General features: G+C 67.1%; 9 protein-coding genes and 2 tRNA genes. 9 read left to right on the top strand and 2 right to left on the bottom strand.

The annotated features are described in order from the left end of the window. The first annotated feature begins 16 nt into the window (after positions 1-16). A complete protein-coding gene (locus tag ACRB8A_RS12845) occupies positions 17-3,529 on the top strand; it encodes an ATP-dependent helicase (protein WP_432246040.1) in 3,513 nt (1,170 codons plus the stop codon). Positions 3,530-3,552: 23 nt separating this feature from the next. Here the strand turns inward: ACRB8A_RS12845 and ACRB8A_RS12840 are convergent, their stop codons facing one another. Then, complete coding sequence (locus ACRB8A_RS12840) at positions 3,553-4,881, bottom strand: macrolide 2'-phosphotransferase (RefSeq protein WP_432244828.1); 1,329 nt, start codon at positions 4,879-4,881, stop codon at positions 3,553-3,555. A gap of 143 nt (positions 4,882-5,024) precedes the next feature. On the opposite strand from ACRB8A_RS12840, the gene nudC reads away from it, so the two are divergent. The 3 genes from nudC to ACRB8A_RS12825 are packed head-to-tail and all read left to right on the top strand — an operon-like array spanning position 5,025 to position 8,881. Continuing rightward, entirely contained in the window at positions 5,025-6,047 is a 1,023-nt protein-coding gene (gene nudC, locus ACRB8A_RS12835; protein WP_285240722.1) for an NAD(+) diphosphatase, read from the top strand. Between the two features lie 51 nt (positions 6,048-6,098). Continuing rightward, a complete protein-coding gene (locus tag ACRB8A_RS12830) occupies positions 6,099-8,234 on the top strand; it encodes an ATP-dependent DNA helicase UvrD2 (RefSeq protein ID WP_050687890.1) in 2,136 nt (711 codons plus the stop codon). Further along, entirely contained in the window at positions 8,231-8,881 is a 651-nt protein-coding gene (locus ACRB8A_RS12825; protein ID WP_285240723.1) for a M48 family metallopeptidase, read from the top strand. Before ACRB8A_RS12830 ends, ACRB8A_RS12825 begins: the two co-directional genes overlap by 4 nt. Positions 8,882-8,956: 75 nt before the next feature. Here ACRB8A_RS12825 and ACRB8A_RS12820 read toward each other — a convergent pair whose 3' ends face one another. Beyond that, on the bottom strand, positions 8,957-10,357 hold the full coding sequence (locus ACRB8A_RS12820) for a zinc-dependent metalloprotease (protein WP_285240724.1): 1,401 nt from the start codon (positions 10,355-10,357) through the stop codon (positions 8,957-8,959). A 136-nt stretch (positions 10,358-10,493) separates the two neighbouring features. Here ACRB8A_RS12820 and ACRB8A_RS12815 point away from each other — a divergent pair, with 136 nt between their 5' ends. The 5 genes from ACRB8A_RS12815 (at position 10,494) to ACRB8A_RS12795 (ending at position 16,304) form a co-directional block, all read left to right on the top strand. Continuing rightward, positions 10,494-11,678 (top strand): YlbL family protein, encoded by a 1,185-nt coding sequence (locus tag ACRB8A_RS12815; protein ID WP_432244827.1) that lies wholly within the window; start codon positions 10,494-10,496, stop codon positions 11,676-11,678. Between the two features lie 164 nt (positions 11,679-11,842). Then, positions 11,843-14,842 carry a UPF0182 family membrane protein gene (locus ACRB8A_RS12810; RefSeq protein ID WP_056597140.1) on the top strand — a complete coding sequence of 1,000 codons (3,000 nt, stop codon included), beginning with the start codon at positions 11,843-11,845 and terminating at the stop codon, positions 14,840-14,842. Between the two features lie 124 nt (positions 14,843-14,966). After that, a tRNA-Met gene (locus ACRB8A_RS12805) sits at positions 14,967-15,040 on the top strand. Between the two features lie 114 nt (positions 15,041-15,154). After that, a tRNA-Met gene (locus tag ACRB8A_RS12800) sits at positions 15,155-15,231 on the top strand. A gap of 140 nt (positions 15,232-15,371) precedes the next feature. Continuing rightward, positions 15,372-16,304: a cytochrome b/b6 domain-containing protein gene (locus ACRB8A_RS12795; protein ID WP_050687885.1), complete on the top strand. Its 933-nt coding sequence runs from the start codon at positions 15,372-15,374 to the stop codon at positions 16,302-16,304. Positions 16,305-16,314: the final 10 nt, after the last annotated feature.

Here is a 16,314-nt window from a genome sequence, read left to right as displayed (position 1 = left end):
AGATGACCGAACGGGAATGGACCAGGCAGGGGGCGGAATGGGCACGGACCAGGCCGGGCAGCTGCCGCCGGAGCCGCTGTTCACACCCGAAGAGCTCTCCGTGCTGTTGGGGGAGAAGAACGTTCCCACCCCCGAGCAGTCCGCCATCATCTCTTCACCACTGACGCCGCGGCTGGTGATCGCCGGCGCGGGATCCGGCAAGACAGCCACCATGGCCGACCGCGTGGTGTGGCTGGTGGCCAACGGCTGGGTGCGGCCCGAGGAAGTCCTGGGCGTAACCTTCACCCGCAAAGCCGCCGGTGAGCTTGCTTCCCGGATCCGGGCCAAGCTGGTGGCACTGCAACGCCTGTCAGGCCAGGACGAGGGCCACAAGATCTTCCCGGCCGGCCTGCTCGGTGCCGACGCCCTCGAACCCAAGGTCTCCACGTATCACTCGTTCGCCAGCGGCATCGTGTCCGACTACGGCCTGAGGCTGGGCGTGGAGCGGGACGTGGTCCTCCTGGGCGGCGCCCAGGCGTGGCAGCTGGCCAGTGAAGTGGTGGAAGCCTACGACGGCGAATACGCCCATTTCCGTGCCGCGAAGTCCACCCTGGTCAAGGCCGTTATCCAGCTTGCGGGCGAATGCGCGGAACACCTGCAGGAACCCGAGGATGTTGAGGCGTGGCTGATGGCCAGGCTCTCCGAGTTCGAGGCTTTGCCCTACCTGGCCACCAAAAAGAAGAACCCGCCACAGGCCGCCGCTGAACTCGCCGGGATGCTGCGCACTAGGGCCAGCGTGGCCGACATGGTGGGCCGCTACGCCCTAGCCAAACGCGCCCGCGGCGCCCTGGACTTCGGCGACCTTGTGGCGCTCGCAGCCAAAGTGGCGCAGGACGTGCCCCTGGCAGCCCACATGGAGCGGCAGCGCTACAAGGTGGTGCTGCTTGATGAATTCCAGGACACCTCCTACGCCCAGCTGGTGCTCTTTTCCCGGCTCTTCGGCGGCGGGCACGCCGTGACAGCAGTGGGTGACCCCAACCAGTCGATCTACGGCTTCCGCGGCGCGTCAGCAGGCCAGCTCTTCCACTTCGTACGGGAATTCCCGGTCCGCAACACCAGCCCCGGCTTGCTCGGGGACTGGTCGCCCGCACCCACCTCGTACCTCACCACGGCGTGGCGCAACGGGCGCTCCATCCTGTCCGCGGCAAACGTGATGTCCGAGTCCCTGGTCCGGGCGGCCGGACAGAAGGGGCCGGCAGGCGGTGCGCCGGGTGCCGTGGCGGACGTACCCCCGCTTCAGCCCAGCCCCTATGCCGTGGACGGATCAGTGGTTCTGGGCCGGTTCGGCAGCGACGCGGACGAGGCCGCGGCGCTGGCGGCGGACGTCCTGAAATACCGGGTTACGGACTTCGAACTGGCCCCGGACGGAACACCTGTGCCGCCTGCACTGGCGGTCCTGTGCCGCCGGCGTGCCCAGATGGAACCGGTGCGGCGCCAGTTCGAAGCCCGGGGGATTCCCTACGAAATAGTCGGCCTTGGTGGCCTGCTGGACACACCGGAGATTGTGGACCTGGTAGCCACCCTGAGGGTGCTTGCCGATCCGGGCCGGTCCGATGCACTGATGCGACTGCTGGCCGGCGCCCGCTGGCGGCTGGGTCCGGCGGACCTGATGGCTTTGCGGGACTGGTCCAGCCAGCTGGCGCGGCGGCGGGGACGCGCTGCGGAGGGATCAGCCGCAGACGCTGACGGCCCGCCGGATGCCCCGGCCGAACCTGAGGTGCTCGAAAGCGACCTCACGGATGGCGCCAGCCTGGTGGAAGCCGTGGACTGGCTGCCGCGGGAAGACTGGGTTTCCGTCCACGGCCGGACACTGGGCGCGGACGCCCGCCACCGGCTGGGCCGGCTTGCCGCCGAACTCCGCCAGCTGCGCGGCTACCTCGGCGACGACCTGACCACGCTGTTGGGCGAAGTGGAGCGGGCCATGCTCCTTGATATTGAAGTGGCGGCCCGGCCCGGCATCAGCATCCACCAGGCCCGCCGGAACCTCGATGCCTTCCAGGACGCCGCCGCGGGATTCCTGCGGACCTCCCAGCGTGTGGACATCCTCGCCTTCCTCGCATGGCTGGAAGCAGCGTCCGCTGAGGAAAACGGGTTGGAGGCGCCGGCGAGCGACGTCAACCGGGAAGCAGTGCAACTGCTGACGGTCCATGCCTCCAAGGGGCTGGAGTGGGACGTGGTGTTTGTGCCCGGGCTGAACGCGGGTGCCTTTCCCAGCGACCGTGATTCCCGCTGGAGCAGCGGGGCGGCAGCGCTGCCATGGCCGTTGCGGGGGGACCGCGCCGACCTGCCGCAGTGGGACCTGGACCAGCCGGACCAAAAAGGGTGGCTGGACGCCGAGAAGGACTACAAAGCCAACGTCCAGGCGCACGGCGACTCGGAGGAGCGCCGGCTGGCTTACGTTGCGTACACCCGAGCCAAGCACGTCCTGTGGGTATCCAGCGCTGCATGGGTGGGATCCAGGGCCGGCCAGGCAGCCATGTCACCATTCCTGGCCGAGCTGGAACCGTTGGCGCAGGTACCGGCGGGTGCCGGACACCAGGCGCAGGCCACCGTCCACCCGCTGTCCCTCGATGAGGAGTCCCTCCCGGAGGCCAGTCCACTGACCCTGGAAACCGAAATCGCCACCTGGCCATACGACCCCCTGGAAGGGCCAGTGGATCCGCGGACCGGAGGGCGGCTCCGGCTGTCAAGGGGCCGCCGGGCAATGATGGAGGCCGCCGCCGCGCGGGTGGTCGCTGCCCTGCCGGCCGTGGCCGCGGGGGAGGAGCTGCACAGCCCAGCCGACGCCGGAAAACCGACTCCGGCCAGCCTGCCCGCCGGGCCGGCCGCTGGGTGGGCCCGTGAAGCGGCGCTGCTGCTGGAGCGGCGGTCCCGCCGTTCCCATGGCCAGGACGTGCACCTGCCCAGCCACATCTCGGCGTCAACGCTGGTGGACCTCGGCGAGGACCCATCGGCAGTCCTGTCCCGGCTCCGCCGCCCTGTGCCCCGCGAACCGGGCATGTCGGCCCGCAAGGGCACGGCGTTCCACGCCTGGGTGGAGGACTACTTCGGCACCACCGGGATGCTGGACCTGGGGGAGGCCCCCGGCGCGGACGACCACATCGACGCCGCCTACGATCTCGACGCCATGGTGGCCACGTTCAAGGCTTCTCCTTGGGCGGAAAGGTCGCCGGCATTTGTGGAGGTGCCGGTGGAGACCCGGGTAGGGGACGTGGTGGTCCGTGGCCGGATTGATGCCGTCTTCCAGGACGCTGACGGGCGCTGGGACCTGGTGGACTGGAAAACCGGCAGGCGTCCATCAGGTGCCCACCTGCGGACCAGGGCCGTGCAGCTGGCCGTCTACCGGCTGGCCTGGGCCCGATTGAAGGGTGTCCCGCTGGATGACGTGCGCGCGGCCTTCTTCTACGTGGCTGACAACAACGTGGTGCGGCCCCATGACCTGGCAACGTCAAGGGAACTCGAGGAACTGGTCCAGGCCGCCCTGGCCTAATCAGGGGTGCGCCCGGGGCCCGCTCAGCTGCCGGACTTGGCCGGGCCCTGCCCGGAGGGTTCCGGTTCAGCCTGCTTGGCCTCAACGATCGAGATGGCGGCGGTGGAGGTATCCTCCCCGGTTTCGCCGGGTGAAGTATCCGCTGCGGGCGCCGCGGAGTCCGCAGGAGCCGGGGCCGCCTCAACCGGGGCCGCCTCGACTGGAGTCACAGGAACCGGAGCCACCGGGATCGGCGCCACGTGGACGGCCGGCTGCACGGCTACCGGTACCGGTGTCACGGTGACGGCTTTCCCGGCCGCGACGTGGCCGCCGTCGTCCGTTGCCACGGCATTTCCAGCGACGGCGGCGACCGGCTCCCCAGGTCCGGCCGGCGAAGCCCCGGCGTCCTGGGCGGCGCTGCCGGAGGCGGGCTGCGGCTCCACGCTGATGGGCTGCCCGCCGTATTCGGCGATATCGCTGGCCAGGGTCTCGAGCATGGATTCGGCCTCGGCCACCATGGCGGTGTCGCCCGCGGCGATGCCCTTGACCAGGTACTGGGCCAGGGCGAACTCGGCGGAAAGGGCCGCCCGGCGGAGCAGGTGCTGGTCAGGGGTGTCCCGCCGTCCGGCTGTGTAGCCGGCCAGGACCGCGGCCACGAAGTCCTGTTCGTTGGAGGCCACCAGCCAGGCGAAGTCGTCGGCAGGGTCGCCGATCCGGAGGTCGGTCCAACCGGTGACGGCGGTGACGCGGGGACCCTCCACCAGCAGGTTGTCCTCGTGCAGGTCACCATGGACCACGCAGGGGTTGAAACGCCACAGGGACACGTCCTCCATGGCGTGTTCCCAGCGGCGGAGCAATGCCGACGGGATCTTGCCCGTGGTGGCGGCCTGGTCCAGCTCGTTGAGCCGGCGCTGGCGGAACTCGTTGGGGGTGTAACTGGGCAGGTCGGCGTTGCTGACCAGCGCGCGGGGCAGGTCGTGGATGGCCGCGAGGGCGGCACCAACTTCCCGGGCCAGGCTGTCCGGCCCGGCGGTGAGGTCTTCAATGCTGCGGTTGTTGCCCGCCAGATGTGAGTAGACAAACGTGGTGAGCGTGCCAAGCCTGACGCTGCCGGCCACCGTGGGCATCAGGAATGGCAGCTCGGCGCGGATGCCGGGGGCGAAGGCGCGCAGCACCAGGAACTCGGTTTCCAGCCGGGCGCTTGCTTCGGCGTGCCGGGGTGACCGGACCCGCCAGCGCTTGCCCTCGGAATCCAGGAGGAGGGCCGAGTCGAAGTCCGCGGGATCGTCCGGGGCTGCGCTGACGGCCGTGGGGGTCAGCCCGGGGACTGCCGCGGTTGCAATGGCGGCCAGTTCAATCGGTTTTCTTCTCACCGTTCAACGGTAGATTGCCCGCCCGCCCGCGGGCCCATCCGGCGGCGGCGAGTCTTGAGATATGTGGAAATAGTGCGGTCCGCTGATCCACAGCCGGGCCCTTGGAAATGTCAATTGTCAGTCCCAGTCAGTACGGTGGACCTATGAGCCACGCTGAGTCTGTAATGCCGCTCCACCGGAAGGTGCCGGCGCAGCTGCCGGCCAACCACCTGACGGACGCCCTCCTCCCGGTCCGGCCTGCCCTGGTGGACCGTGGCTCGGTGGGACGGGTCAGGCCCGGCATGGTGGCGCACCTGCTGGCAGGCTCCGGGACAATGGCTGTTGTCCTGTCCCGGCGGCAGGGCCTGATCCACGGCACCGGCCTGTTCATGGCCGGGGCCAGGGAGCTCCACGAAGCCCTCGCAGCTGCCGGCCAGGGCCCGGAACTGGTGGTTTACCTGGGCGCTGCCCTTCCGGGCGGGGAGCTTGCCGAAGGCACCGAACTGCTGCTCTTTGTCCTGTCCGAACCTGCAGCGCCCGGCACGGCTGGGATCCCCGAGGACGCCGCCTGGGCCGGTTTCCGTGACGTCGCAGCGGGCCTGAGCAGCCTGCACACAGCCTTGTTTGTCGAAGCCAGCGCCATCACCAACTGGCACGCCCTGCACACGCACTGCCCGCGGTGCGGCACGCCCACAGAGGTCGAAGCCGGCGGCTGGGTCCGGCGGTGCCCTTCGGACCAATCCGAACACTATCCGCGGACGGACCCCGCCATCATCGTGACCGTGGTTGGCCCGGACGGCCGGGTGCTGCTGGGCGGCGGGGGTCCTGCGGAAGCCAAAAACTATTCCACCCTGGCCGGCTTTGTGGAGCCCGGCGAGTCCCTCGAGCAGGCAGTGGTCCGCGAGATCCACGAGGAAGTCGGCGTCCGGGTGGCAGCCTGCCAGTACCTCGGGTCGCAGTCGTGGCCGTTTCCTGCCTCCCTTATGCTTGGATTCACCGCCATCACTGAAGACACCGAGGCAACGCCCGACGGCGTTGAGGTCACCAGGGCGCGCTGGTTCAGCCGAGAAGAACTCCAGGCAGCCGTGCTCGCTGGTGAGATCACCATCTCCAGCAGGCTTTCCATCGCCAGGTCCCTGATCGAACACTGGTACGGCGGACGCATCCAGGACCTCACCGGTTCCTGAGGCCAACCATCCACCGGATTCATCCGGCAGTCGAGACTAAGAACAGCAGAAGTGACTACAGAGAATTTTGACGGCACAGCCTCCCTCGAGGACCGCATCCTTGGCGGCCTGGACGCCGAACAGCGTGAGGTGGCCAGTACCCTCAACGGTCCGCTGTGCGTGCTGGCCGGCGCCGGAACCGGAAAGACCCGCGCCATCACCCACCGCATCGCCTACGGCGTGCACTCAGGCGTCTACTCGCCGCAGCGGCTTCTGGCCGTCACCTTCACCGCGAGGGCTGCCGCGGAAATGCGCAGCCGGCTGCGGGACCTCGGCGCCGGCAATGTCCAGGCCCGCACCTTCCACGCAGCCGCGTTGCGCCAGCTCCAGTTCTTCTGGCCCCAGGCCGTGGGTGGCACCTTGCCCAACCTCCTGGACCATAAAGCCCAGATGCTCGCGGAGGCTGCACGGCGCCTTCGGCTGAGTACTGACAGGGCCTCCATCCGCGACCTTGCCTCGGAAATCGAATGGGCAAAAGTGTCAATGCTCACCCCGGCGAACTACCTGGAGAACGCCCAGGACCGTGGCGCGCCGGGTGGCTTCGACCTGACCGCCGTCGCCCGTGTTTTCCAGTCCTACGAGGACGTGAAAACGGACCGGAACGTCATCGACTTCGAGGATGTCCTGCTCATCACGGTGGGCATCCTGCAGGAGGACGAAAAGGTCGCCGCCACCGTCCGTGAGCAGTACCGGCACTTTGTGGTGGACGAATACCAGGACGTTTCCCCGCTCCAGCAGCGGCTCCTGGAGCTGTGGCTGGGCGGCCGGGACGAGCTTTGTGTGGTGGGTGACGCCAGCCAGACCATCTACTCCTTCACCGGCGCATCGCCGAAGCACCTGCTCGATTTCAAGGCGCGCTATCCGGAAGCCAACGTGGTCAAGCTCATCCGCGACTACCGTTCCACCCCGCAGGTGGTGAAGCTGGCCAACGACCTCCTGGCCGGACGGCGCAGCGGCGGTCCGGTCGCTGACGCCGCTTGGGCGTCGCCGCTGCAGCTTGTGGCGCAGCGGCCCGCGGGCCCGGTCCCCGAGTTCACCGAGTGCTCGGACGACGAAGCCGAGGCCGCCACCGTGGCCCGGAAGATCAAGGCACTGCTCGACGACGGCACCCAGGCCAGCCAGGTGGCTGTCCTTTTCCGAACCAACGGACAGTCCGAAGCCTACGAGCAGGCGCTGGCAGCGGCCGGAATCGGCTACCAGCTGCGCGGCGGCGAACGGTTTTTCGCGCGCAAGGAAGTCCGGGACGCCATCCTGCAGCTGCGGGCAGCCACGCGGGCCGTGGCCGAGGATGACTCGGCGGGCACGCTGGGCCAGGTGGTCCGCGATATCGTGGCCTCCCTCGGCTACACCGAATCAGCTCCCCACAGCGGCGGCGCCCTGCGGGAACGGTGGGAATCCCTGGCAGCGCTGGTGGCGCTGGCCGATGAGCTGCGCGAGGTCCGCGGGCCGGAGTTCAGCCTCGCTGATTTCGTCAACGAACTGCAGGAACGTTCACTTGCCCAGCACGCGCCCACCGTGCAGGGCGTTACCCTGGCCTCCCTGCACGCCGCCAAGGGTTTGGAATGGGACGCCGTCTTCCTGGTGGGGCTCAGTGAAGGCCTGATGCCCATCTCGTTCGCAGATTCACCCGAAGCAGTGGACGAGGAACGGCGCCTCCTCTACGTGGGCATCACGCGGGCCCGTGAGCACCTGTCCCTGTCCTGGTCAACGGCCAGGACACCGGGCGGGCGCGCCAACCGCAAACCGTCGCGGTTTATGGATGGGCTCCGGCCCAACTCGGTGGCCACCTCCAGCCTGCGGGGCAAAGGCCCGGCGCCACGCCGGAAGGCCGCGGCCCCGGCCATGTGCCGGGTTTGCGGCACCATGCTGGGCACCGGCGCGGAACGGAAAGTGGGGCGCTGCAATTCGTGCCCGCCCACCTACGAGGAACAGACCTTCGACGCCTTGCGGAATTGGCGCCGCGACGTGGCGCAGTCGGCGGACGTCCCGGCGTTTGTTGTCTTCACGGATGCAACGCTCACGGCCATCGCCGAGGCCCGGCCTGAATCGTTGGAGGAACTCGCGGAACTCGCCGGAGTGGGGCCCACCAAGCTGGAACGCTACGGCGAGGACGTCCTGCGGGTCCTCATCGAAAGTACCGAACTGTGACAGAGCCGGCAGTCGTTGCGGCGCCGGTCCTTGGCCGGCGGGCGGCAGCCCCGTTGACCACCGCTGATGGTGCCCCCGTGGAGATCCGGCGGTCAGCACGGCGCACCCGCACCGTGGCGGCGTTCTGGGAGAACGGCACGGCGGTAGTGGCCATCCCGGCCCGCTTCACCAAGGCCCAGGAAGCGGAGTGGGCCCACCGGATGCTGGCCAAGCTGCAGCGCCAGGGGGAGCGGCCGACGGCCGCCGGCAGGAAACGTCCCGCTTCCGACGCAGCCCTCGCGGCCCACGCGGCGCAGCTCTCCGGGCAGTACCTCGGCGGACGCGCAGTACCGACGTCGGTGCGCTGGGTCAGCAACCAGAACTCACGCTGGGGTTCGGCGACGCCTGCCCAGGGCTCCATCCGCCTGTCGGACAAGCTCCGGCCCATGCCGCAGTGGGTTATCGACTACGTCCTGCTGCATGAACTGGCCCACCTCCTGGTGGCCAGCCACAATGCCGCTTTCTGGCAACTGCTCACGGCATACCCGGAGACACAACGGGCCAAGGCGTTCCTCGAAGGCGTCTCGTTTGCCACCGGCCGGGGCCTGCCGAAGAGCGGATCCGAGGCCGGCGCGGAACCGCACGGGTGGCCGGCTGACGCCGACTGATTTTTCCGCCGCAACGCCTGATTGACGCGACGGATGCCGAAGGCCCGGCACTGGCGTGCCGGGCCTTCGCGGCGGTTACCCTTTCGGCTGGGGCTCCCCGCTGTCGTCGTCGTCGGTTTTCTCCGGGGCGTCATCGAAGCCACCGCTCAACAGCTTCTGCAGCGCGTCGTCCACTTCGCTGTCGCTGGCTTCCGCGAGTTTCCGGCGGGCGCTGAAGCCTTGAGGATCATCCAGGTCCTCTGACGTGGGCAGCAGGTCAGGGTGGTGCCAGATGGCGTCCCGGCCTTCGATGCCGCGTTCGTCCTTGAGGCTGGCCCACAGGGTGGCGGCGTCACGCAGGCGGCGCGGGCGCAGTTCAAGACCCACCAGCGAGGCGAAGGCATGCTCGGCGGGTCCGCCGGTGGCGCGGCGCCTGCGGACGGTTTCGCGGAGAGCACCCGCCGAGGGCAGGACCTTTTCCGTGGCGGCCGCGGTGAGCTCGTCCACCCACCCTTCCACCAGGGCCAGGGCCGTTTCGAGCTTTTCCAGGGCCTGGTCCTGGGCGGGAGTGCGCTGCGGCATAAACACGCCCTGGGACAGGGCTTCCTGGATGCCTTCGGGATTGCTCGGATCCAGGTCCCGTGCCAGTTCCTCGATGCGGGACGTGTCGATGTGGATGCCCCTGGCGTACGCCTCGATGGCGCTGAGCAGATGGCCCCGCAGCCACGGCACCTGGACGAAGAGTCGTGCGTGCGCAGCTTCCCGGACGGCCAGGAACAGCCGGATATCGTTGGCCGGCAGGGAAAGGCCCTCGCCGAAAGCCGCCACATTCGCCGGCAGCAGGGCCATCTCCAGGTCGGCCAGCGGCACGCCGATGTCGGTGGAACTGACCACGTCCGCCGACAGGGCGCCGATGGCCTGCCCCAGCTGCATGCCGAATATCGCTCCGCCCATGTTTTGGAGCATGGAGGACGCTCCGCCCATCATGGACTTCATCTCTTCGGGCATCTGCTCGGTCATGGCTGCGGACAGCGCGTTGGCAATGCTGTTCGCCACCGGTTCGGTGAGCCGTTTCCACGTTCCCAGGGTGGCTTCCACCCACTCCGCACGGGACCACGCACGGCCAATCAGGCCCGTGGCAGGAAGGTCGGTGACCGGGTCCAGCCAGAGCTCGGCCAGGCGCAGTGCCTCGTCCACTTCCTTCGACTGCTGGGAGGTGACGGACGGGTCTGCGCCGGTGGCGGCCACGCGTCGGGCGTTTTCGTGGGCCAGCTGCCAGTTGACGGGTCCCTCGGACGGTGCACTCATCATGGCCTGGACCTGGGAGAACATCTGGGCCAGGAGGTTGGGGTCGTCCGGCAGGCCGGCAGCTTTGGCCAGCTCGGCGGGGTCGAAGTTCTCCATCCCCTTGCCGCCCATCAGGTTCTGCAGCATTTCGGTCAACGGATCCTTCGGCGTATCGTCGCCGTTGGAGGAGTTGAGTGGATTGGAGGTCATGATCCCGCCGATCGTCGGTGTGACTGTTGATCAACCTTCACGGTACCCCGGTGGTGCACGGCTGTCTGCCGCCCCGCGGCGCCGTTCGCTGTAGGCAAAGAGCTGTCAACGGCCAGCACCGCGTAATGTTGGTCCGGTGACTACGACCCGTGGCGGACTCCCGCCAGAGGACCATGCCTCCGGGCTGACCCCGCCGCCCGCCACACCTGAGGCAGCCGGTGGCTGGCCTGCCGAAGGCTTCCCGCCGGATGCCCCTACCGGGCCTTCGCCCCGGGACCGTAAGGTCTCGGCCATGATGCTCGCCGGTGTGTCCGCGCTGGGACTGGGGATCGCCGTCGCCACCATTCCCGTTCCCTACGTAGTGGAATCACCCGGCCCCACCTACAACACCCTGGGACAGAGTCAGGGCCACCCCGTCATCAGTGTGACCGGCAGGGAAACATTCCCCGCGGCCGGAAACCTGGACCTGACCACCGTCTACGTGGACGGCGGCCCCAACGGGCCGGTCAGCATCCTGGGTGCCTTTTCCGCCTGGCTGGACCGCTCCAAGGCCGTCTACCCGCAGGAACTGCTGTACCCAACGGGTACCTCCAAGGAGGAAGCCCAGGAACAAAGCACTGTGGCAATGACCACCTCGCAGGAAAACGCCATCGCCTCAGCGCTGACCGAACTGGGCATCCCCTACGGCCAGCAGCTCCAGGCCGTAGACCTCTCCACAGGGGCCGCCGCGGAAGGCAAGATCCAGCCCTCTGATGTCCTTGTCTCCATCAACGGCAAGGACATCACGTCCCTCGCCGTCATCCAGGAGGACCTCGCGGCAGGCAAGGGTGCCCCCGTGGACGTAGTGGTGGAACGCGACGGGCAGCAGGTCACCCAGACCATCACTCCCAAGGACAACGGCGAGGGCAGGTTCGTCCTGGGTGTGGTGCTCAAGGCACTCTTCACCTTTCCCTTCGACGTCCAGATCTCCCTGGACAAAGTGGGCGGCCCCAGTGCCGGAATGATGTTTGCCTTGGGAATCATCGATACCGTGACGCCCGGTGACCTCACCGGCGGCAAGCACGTGGCCGGAACTGGAACCATCTCACCGGACGGTGCCGTGGGACCCATCGGCGGCATCGGACAGAAACTCATCGGCGCACGGGCCGCCGGAGCCACTGTATTCCTCGCGCCCGCAGGCAATTGCGACGAAGTGGTGGGGCACATCCCCGACGGCCTGCAGGTGGTCCGGGTGGAGAATCTCGCCGGTGCGCGTGCCGCCGTCGAACTGGCCGGCAGCGGCCAGGACACGTCCGGCTTGCCAGCGTGCACAAACAACTAGACTGGGCGCATCTGTCCTCGACAGGAACTAAGCAATACCGCCACTCGTGGCAATTATGACGGACTGATCCAGCGGTTTGGCCGGGACCTGACGTCACTCGCACGCACGCTCGTAAATCTGACGACCAGCTATGAGGTACCAGTTTGTCCCGTCCTGCCAGCTCCATGCCCACCGGTAGACCCCCTTCAAGACGCGGCGCACTGACGCCCACCCTGATCGTTGTTGCCCTGGTGGTTGTGGGCTTCATTTTCTTTGCCAATGTCTGGACTGACGTCCTTTGGTACCGCCAACTGGGGTTCTTGGAAGTCTTCCTCACCGAGAACCTGTCACGGATCGGCATCTTCCTGGCCGGCTTTGCGCTGATGTTCGCCGGTGTTTTCTTCGCCATCCGCATCGCCTACCGGTCCCGGCCGGTGTACGCCCCGGACTCCGAAGTCAGGGACAACCTCAACAGGTACCAGGCCCAGCTGGAACCCGTCCGGCGCGTCGTCATGATCGGCCTGCCTGTCCTCTTTGCCCTGTTTGCCGGCAGCGCCGCAGCCAGCCAGTGGCAGAAAGTCCTGCTGTTTTTCAACCAGGAGCCGTTCGGCAAGACTGATCCCCAATTCAACATGGACATCAGCTTCTACCTGATGGTCCTGCCGTTCCTGGGCTTCGTGGTGGGCTTCCTGATCAGCGTTGTGGTCATCGCCGGCATTGCGGGCATCCTGACCCACTACTTGTACGGCAGCATCCGCCTGATGGAACGCGGTGTGTTCACCAGCCGCGCAGCCCAGATCCACATCGCCGTCACCGGTGCCGCCTTCCTGGTCCTCCTGGGCGTCAACTTCTTCCTGGACCGGTTCTCCGCCGTGCAGAGCAACGGCGGACGCTGGGCCGGTGCGTTGTACACCGACGTCAACGCCGTCATTCCCACCAAGGCGATCCTCGCCGTCGCGGCCGTCCTGGTTGCCATCCTCTTTGTGGTGTCCGCTGTGATCGGCCGCTGGCGGCTGCCGGTGATCGGCACGGCCATGCTGGTCATCACATCCATCCTGGCCGGCGGCGTCTACCCGTGGGTCATCCAGCAGTTCCAGGTCCGTCCGTCTGAGGAGACCCTGGAAAAGCCGTACATCCAGCGGAACATCGACAACACCCGGGCCGCCTACGGCCTGGATGCGATCCAGGTGGACCGGTATGACGCCACGAACACGGCGAGCACCGGTGCCCTCGCCCCGGACGCCCAGACCACGGCGAACATCCGGTTGCTGGACCCGAACCTGATTTCGGACGCGTTCTCACAGCTGGAGCAGTACCGCCCGTACTACCAGTTCCCCGAGGCGCTGAACGTTGACCGGTATGAGGTTGACGGCAAGATCCAGGACACCGTGATCGCGGTGCGTGAACTGAACCCGTCGAACGTCGCCAACAATCAGCAGGGCTGGCTCAACCAGCACGTTGTGTACACGCACGGCTACGGCGTGGTTGCTGCCAAGGGCAACAAGTTCACGGTGGATGGCAAGCCCGAGTTCCTGCAGTCCGGAATCCCCTCCACAGGTGTGCTGGGCGATGACTCCACCTACGAGCCGCGCATCTACTTCGGCGAGTCCTCGCCGGACTACTCGATCGTGGGTGCCCCGGACGGAGCGCCGGCGCGTGAGCAGGACCGGCCCTCAGGCCGCGAAGGCGAAGGCGATGCGCAGTACACGTTCGAAGGCAACGGCGGTCCCAACGTGGGCAGCTTCTTCAACAAGATCCTGTACTCCATCAAGTTCCAGTCCTCCGACCTGCTTCTCTCCGACGGCGTGAACGAGGAATCACAGGTCCTTTACGACCGGAACCCCCGCGAACGCGTGGAGAAGGTCGCCCCGTACCTGACCGTCGATGGCAACGCCTACCCGGCAGTGGTGGACGGCAGGGTCAAATGGATCGTGGATGGCTACACCACCAGCCAGTACTACCCGTACTCGCAGCAGGAGCAGCTTTCCGATGCCACCACTGACACCCAGACCACGTCCGGACGCGCCGTGGCCCTGCCCAACAGCTCGGTGAACTACATCCGGAACTCGGTCAAGGCCACTGTTGACGCCTACGACGGCTCCGTCACGCTCTACGCCTGGGATGACCAGGACCCGCTGCTGAAGGCCTGGCAGAAAGTGTTCCCCACCTCGCTCAAGCCGTTCTCCGAAATGTCGGGCGATGTTATGAGCCACGTCCGCTACCCGGAGGACCTGTTCAAGGTCCAGCGCCAGCTCCTGGGCGAGTACCACGTGACGGACCCGTCCACCTTCTACCAGACCAAGGACGTCTGGAGCGTACCGGCGGACCCCACAGTGGATTCGACCAGCGGCGTCAAGCAGCCGCCGTTCTACATGTCACTGCAGATGCCTGACCAGAAGGAACCCGCGTTCCAGCTGACGTCCTCGTTCATACCGCAGATCGTCAACGGCAATGCCCGCAACGTGCTGTACGGCTTCCTTGCGGCGGATTCCGACGCCGGGAACGAGGCTGGTGTGAAGGCTGACAGCTACGGCCAGCTGCGGCTGCTCCAGATCCCGCCGGAGACCCAGGTCCCCGGCCCTGGACAGGCCCAGAACAAGTTCAACTCGGATCCCACGGTCTCCCAGGCGTTGAACCTGCTGCGCCAGGGTGCTTCGGAAGTCCTCAACGGCAACCTGCTCACCCTTCCGGTGGGCGGCGGCATCCTGTACGTCCAGCCCGTCTACCTGAAATCCACTGGTGAGACGTCGTACCCCACACTGCAGCGCGTGCTGGTGGCGTTCGGTGACAAGGTGGGCTTCGCGCCCACCCTGGATGAGGCGCTGAAACAGCTCTTCGGTGGCGACTCCGGTGCTGCGGCCGGCGACTCGGACAACAACGGCCAGACGCCCGTGGACCCGGCAGCGCCGACCACACCGGGGAACGCCGACGCCAAGGCCGAGCTCAAGGCGGCCCTGGACGAGGCCAACTCCGCCATCCAGGCCGGTCAGGCCGCACTGGCAGCGGGAGACTTCGCAGCCTACGGCGAGGCGCAGAAGCGCATCTCTGCAGCACTGCAGAAAGCCCTCGACGCCGAGGCCAAGGTGCCGGCCAGTGCAGCACCGGAGGCCACACCGGCTCCGGATGCCTCGGCTGAACCCTCGGCCTCGCCGTCCGCTTCGCCCTCGGCGTCCGCCGGAAACTAGGCAGTAAAGGCATTGCAATGGCGGCGTCCGCTCCTCTATGGGGCGGGCGCCGCCGCTGCGAGACGCACATCACGCCCTCCCGATTTGGCCCCACGTTCACCTCCCGGTAAAGTAGATCTTGCGACGCGGGGTGGAGCAGTTCGGTAGCTCGCTGGGCTCATAACCCAGAGGTCACAGGTTCAAATCCTGTCCCCGCAACTGACGGAAAGTCCGGACACATAGTGTCCGGACTTTCCTGTTTAACAACCAGGTGCAGCCTGGCGGGACAGTGGTCCGGAGGGTCGGAAAAGTAGGGTAGTGTTGATCAAGCGACGCGGGGTGGAGCAGTTCGGTAGCTCGCTGGGCTCATAACCCAGAGGTCACAGGTTCAAATCCTGTCCCCGCAACCATATGAAGAAGACCCCGATCGGCTGACCAGCCGGCCGGGGTCTTCTTTTCCGTGATGACCGGCACTTCCTAGTATTCTCATTCGCAGGGCCTTCCACGCGGTGGAAATCCGGCCGGTCATTCTCGAAAGGAATGTTGCTCGATGTCCACACCCACGAAGAAGCCAGGCACCGCCGCAGGAAAGCGGTCCAGGATCTATTGGGGCGTCCCCGCGGCGCTTGTGGTACTGGTGCTGCTGGTACTGGCAGCACGGTGGCTCATCGGGCTGCCTGCGGTCGCATCCTTCGTGGCGGACTATCCCGGCCATTCCGAACTTCCGGCCGCTGCGCCGGAAGGTTTTCCGGCGTGGCTGGCGTGGCAGCATTTCCTCAACGGCTTTTTCCTGCTGCTGATCATCCGCACCGGCTGGCAGGTGCGCACCACCACCCGGCCCAGCGGCCACTGGACCAGGAACAACAAGGGTCTGATCAAGACGCGGAATGCGCCCACCAAGATCACCCTGGAGTTGTGGTTCCACCTGACGCTCGACGCCCTGTGGATCCTCAACGGTGTGGTCTTCGCCGTCCTGCTCTTCGCCACCGGACAGTGGATGCGGATCGTGCCCACCAGCTGGGACGTTTTCCCCAACGCGCTGTCCGCCGCGCTGCAGTACGCCGCACTGAACTGGCCCACGGAAAACGGCTGGATCAACTACAACGCCCTGCAGCTGCTGGCTTACTTCACCACAGTGTTCATTGCCGCGCCGCTGGCGTTCATCACGGGCCTGCGGATGTCTTCGGCCTGGCCCCGTAAGGCTCCCGCGCTGAACAAGGCGTTCCCCATCGAGTGGGCCCGGGCCGTGCACTTCCCCGTCATGATCTACTTTGTCGCGTTCATCGTGGTCCACGTGTTCCTGGTCCTGGCCACCGGTGCATTGCGGAACCTGAACCACATGTATGCCGTAAGCGACGGCGAGGGATGGCTTGGGTTCTGGCTGTTCCTGGTGTCCGTCGCGGTAATGGTGGCTGCGTGGTTCCTGGCCCGCCCGCTGTTCCTGCGGCCCATCGCGTCCCTTATGGGCAAAGTCAGCCGCTGAGGTCCTGCGG

The organism is Arthrobacter sp. G.S.26, assembly GCF_050847375.1.
Classification (GTDB): Bacteria; Actinomycetota; Actinomycetes; order Actinomycetales; family Micrococcaceae; genus Arthrobacter.
Note: the sequence above shows the minus strand (reverse complement) of the source record. Positions and strands in the feature narration are given on the sequence as shown.

Bases quoted from the DNA above. Each gene is read 5' to 3' on its own strand.
- ACRB8A_RS12795 (WP_050687885.1), top strand. From the start codon at position 15,372: ATGTCCACACCCACGAAGAAGCCAGGCACCGCCGCAGGAAAGCGGTCC.
- ACRB8A_RS12810 (WP_056597140.1), top strand. From the start codon at position 11,843: ATGCCCACCGGTAGACCCCCTTCAAGACGCGGCGCACTGACGCCCACC.
- ACRB8A_RS12845 (WP_432246040.1), top strand. From the start codon at position 17: ATGGACCAGGCAGGGGGCGGAATGGGCACGGACCAGGCCGGGCAGCTG.
- nudC (WP_285240722.1), top strand. From the start codon at position 5,025: ATGAGCCACGCTGAGTCTGTAATGCCGCTCCACCGGAAGGTGCCGGCG.
- ACRB8A_RS12820 (WP_285240724.1), bottom strand. From the start codon at position 10,357: ATGACCTCCAATCCACTCAACTCCTCCAACGGCGACGATACGCCGAAG.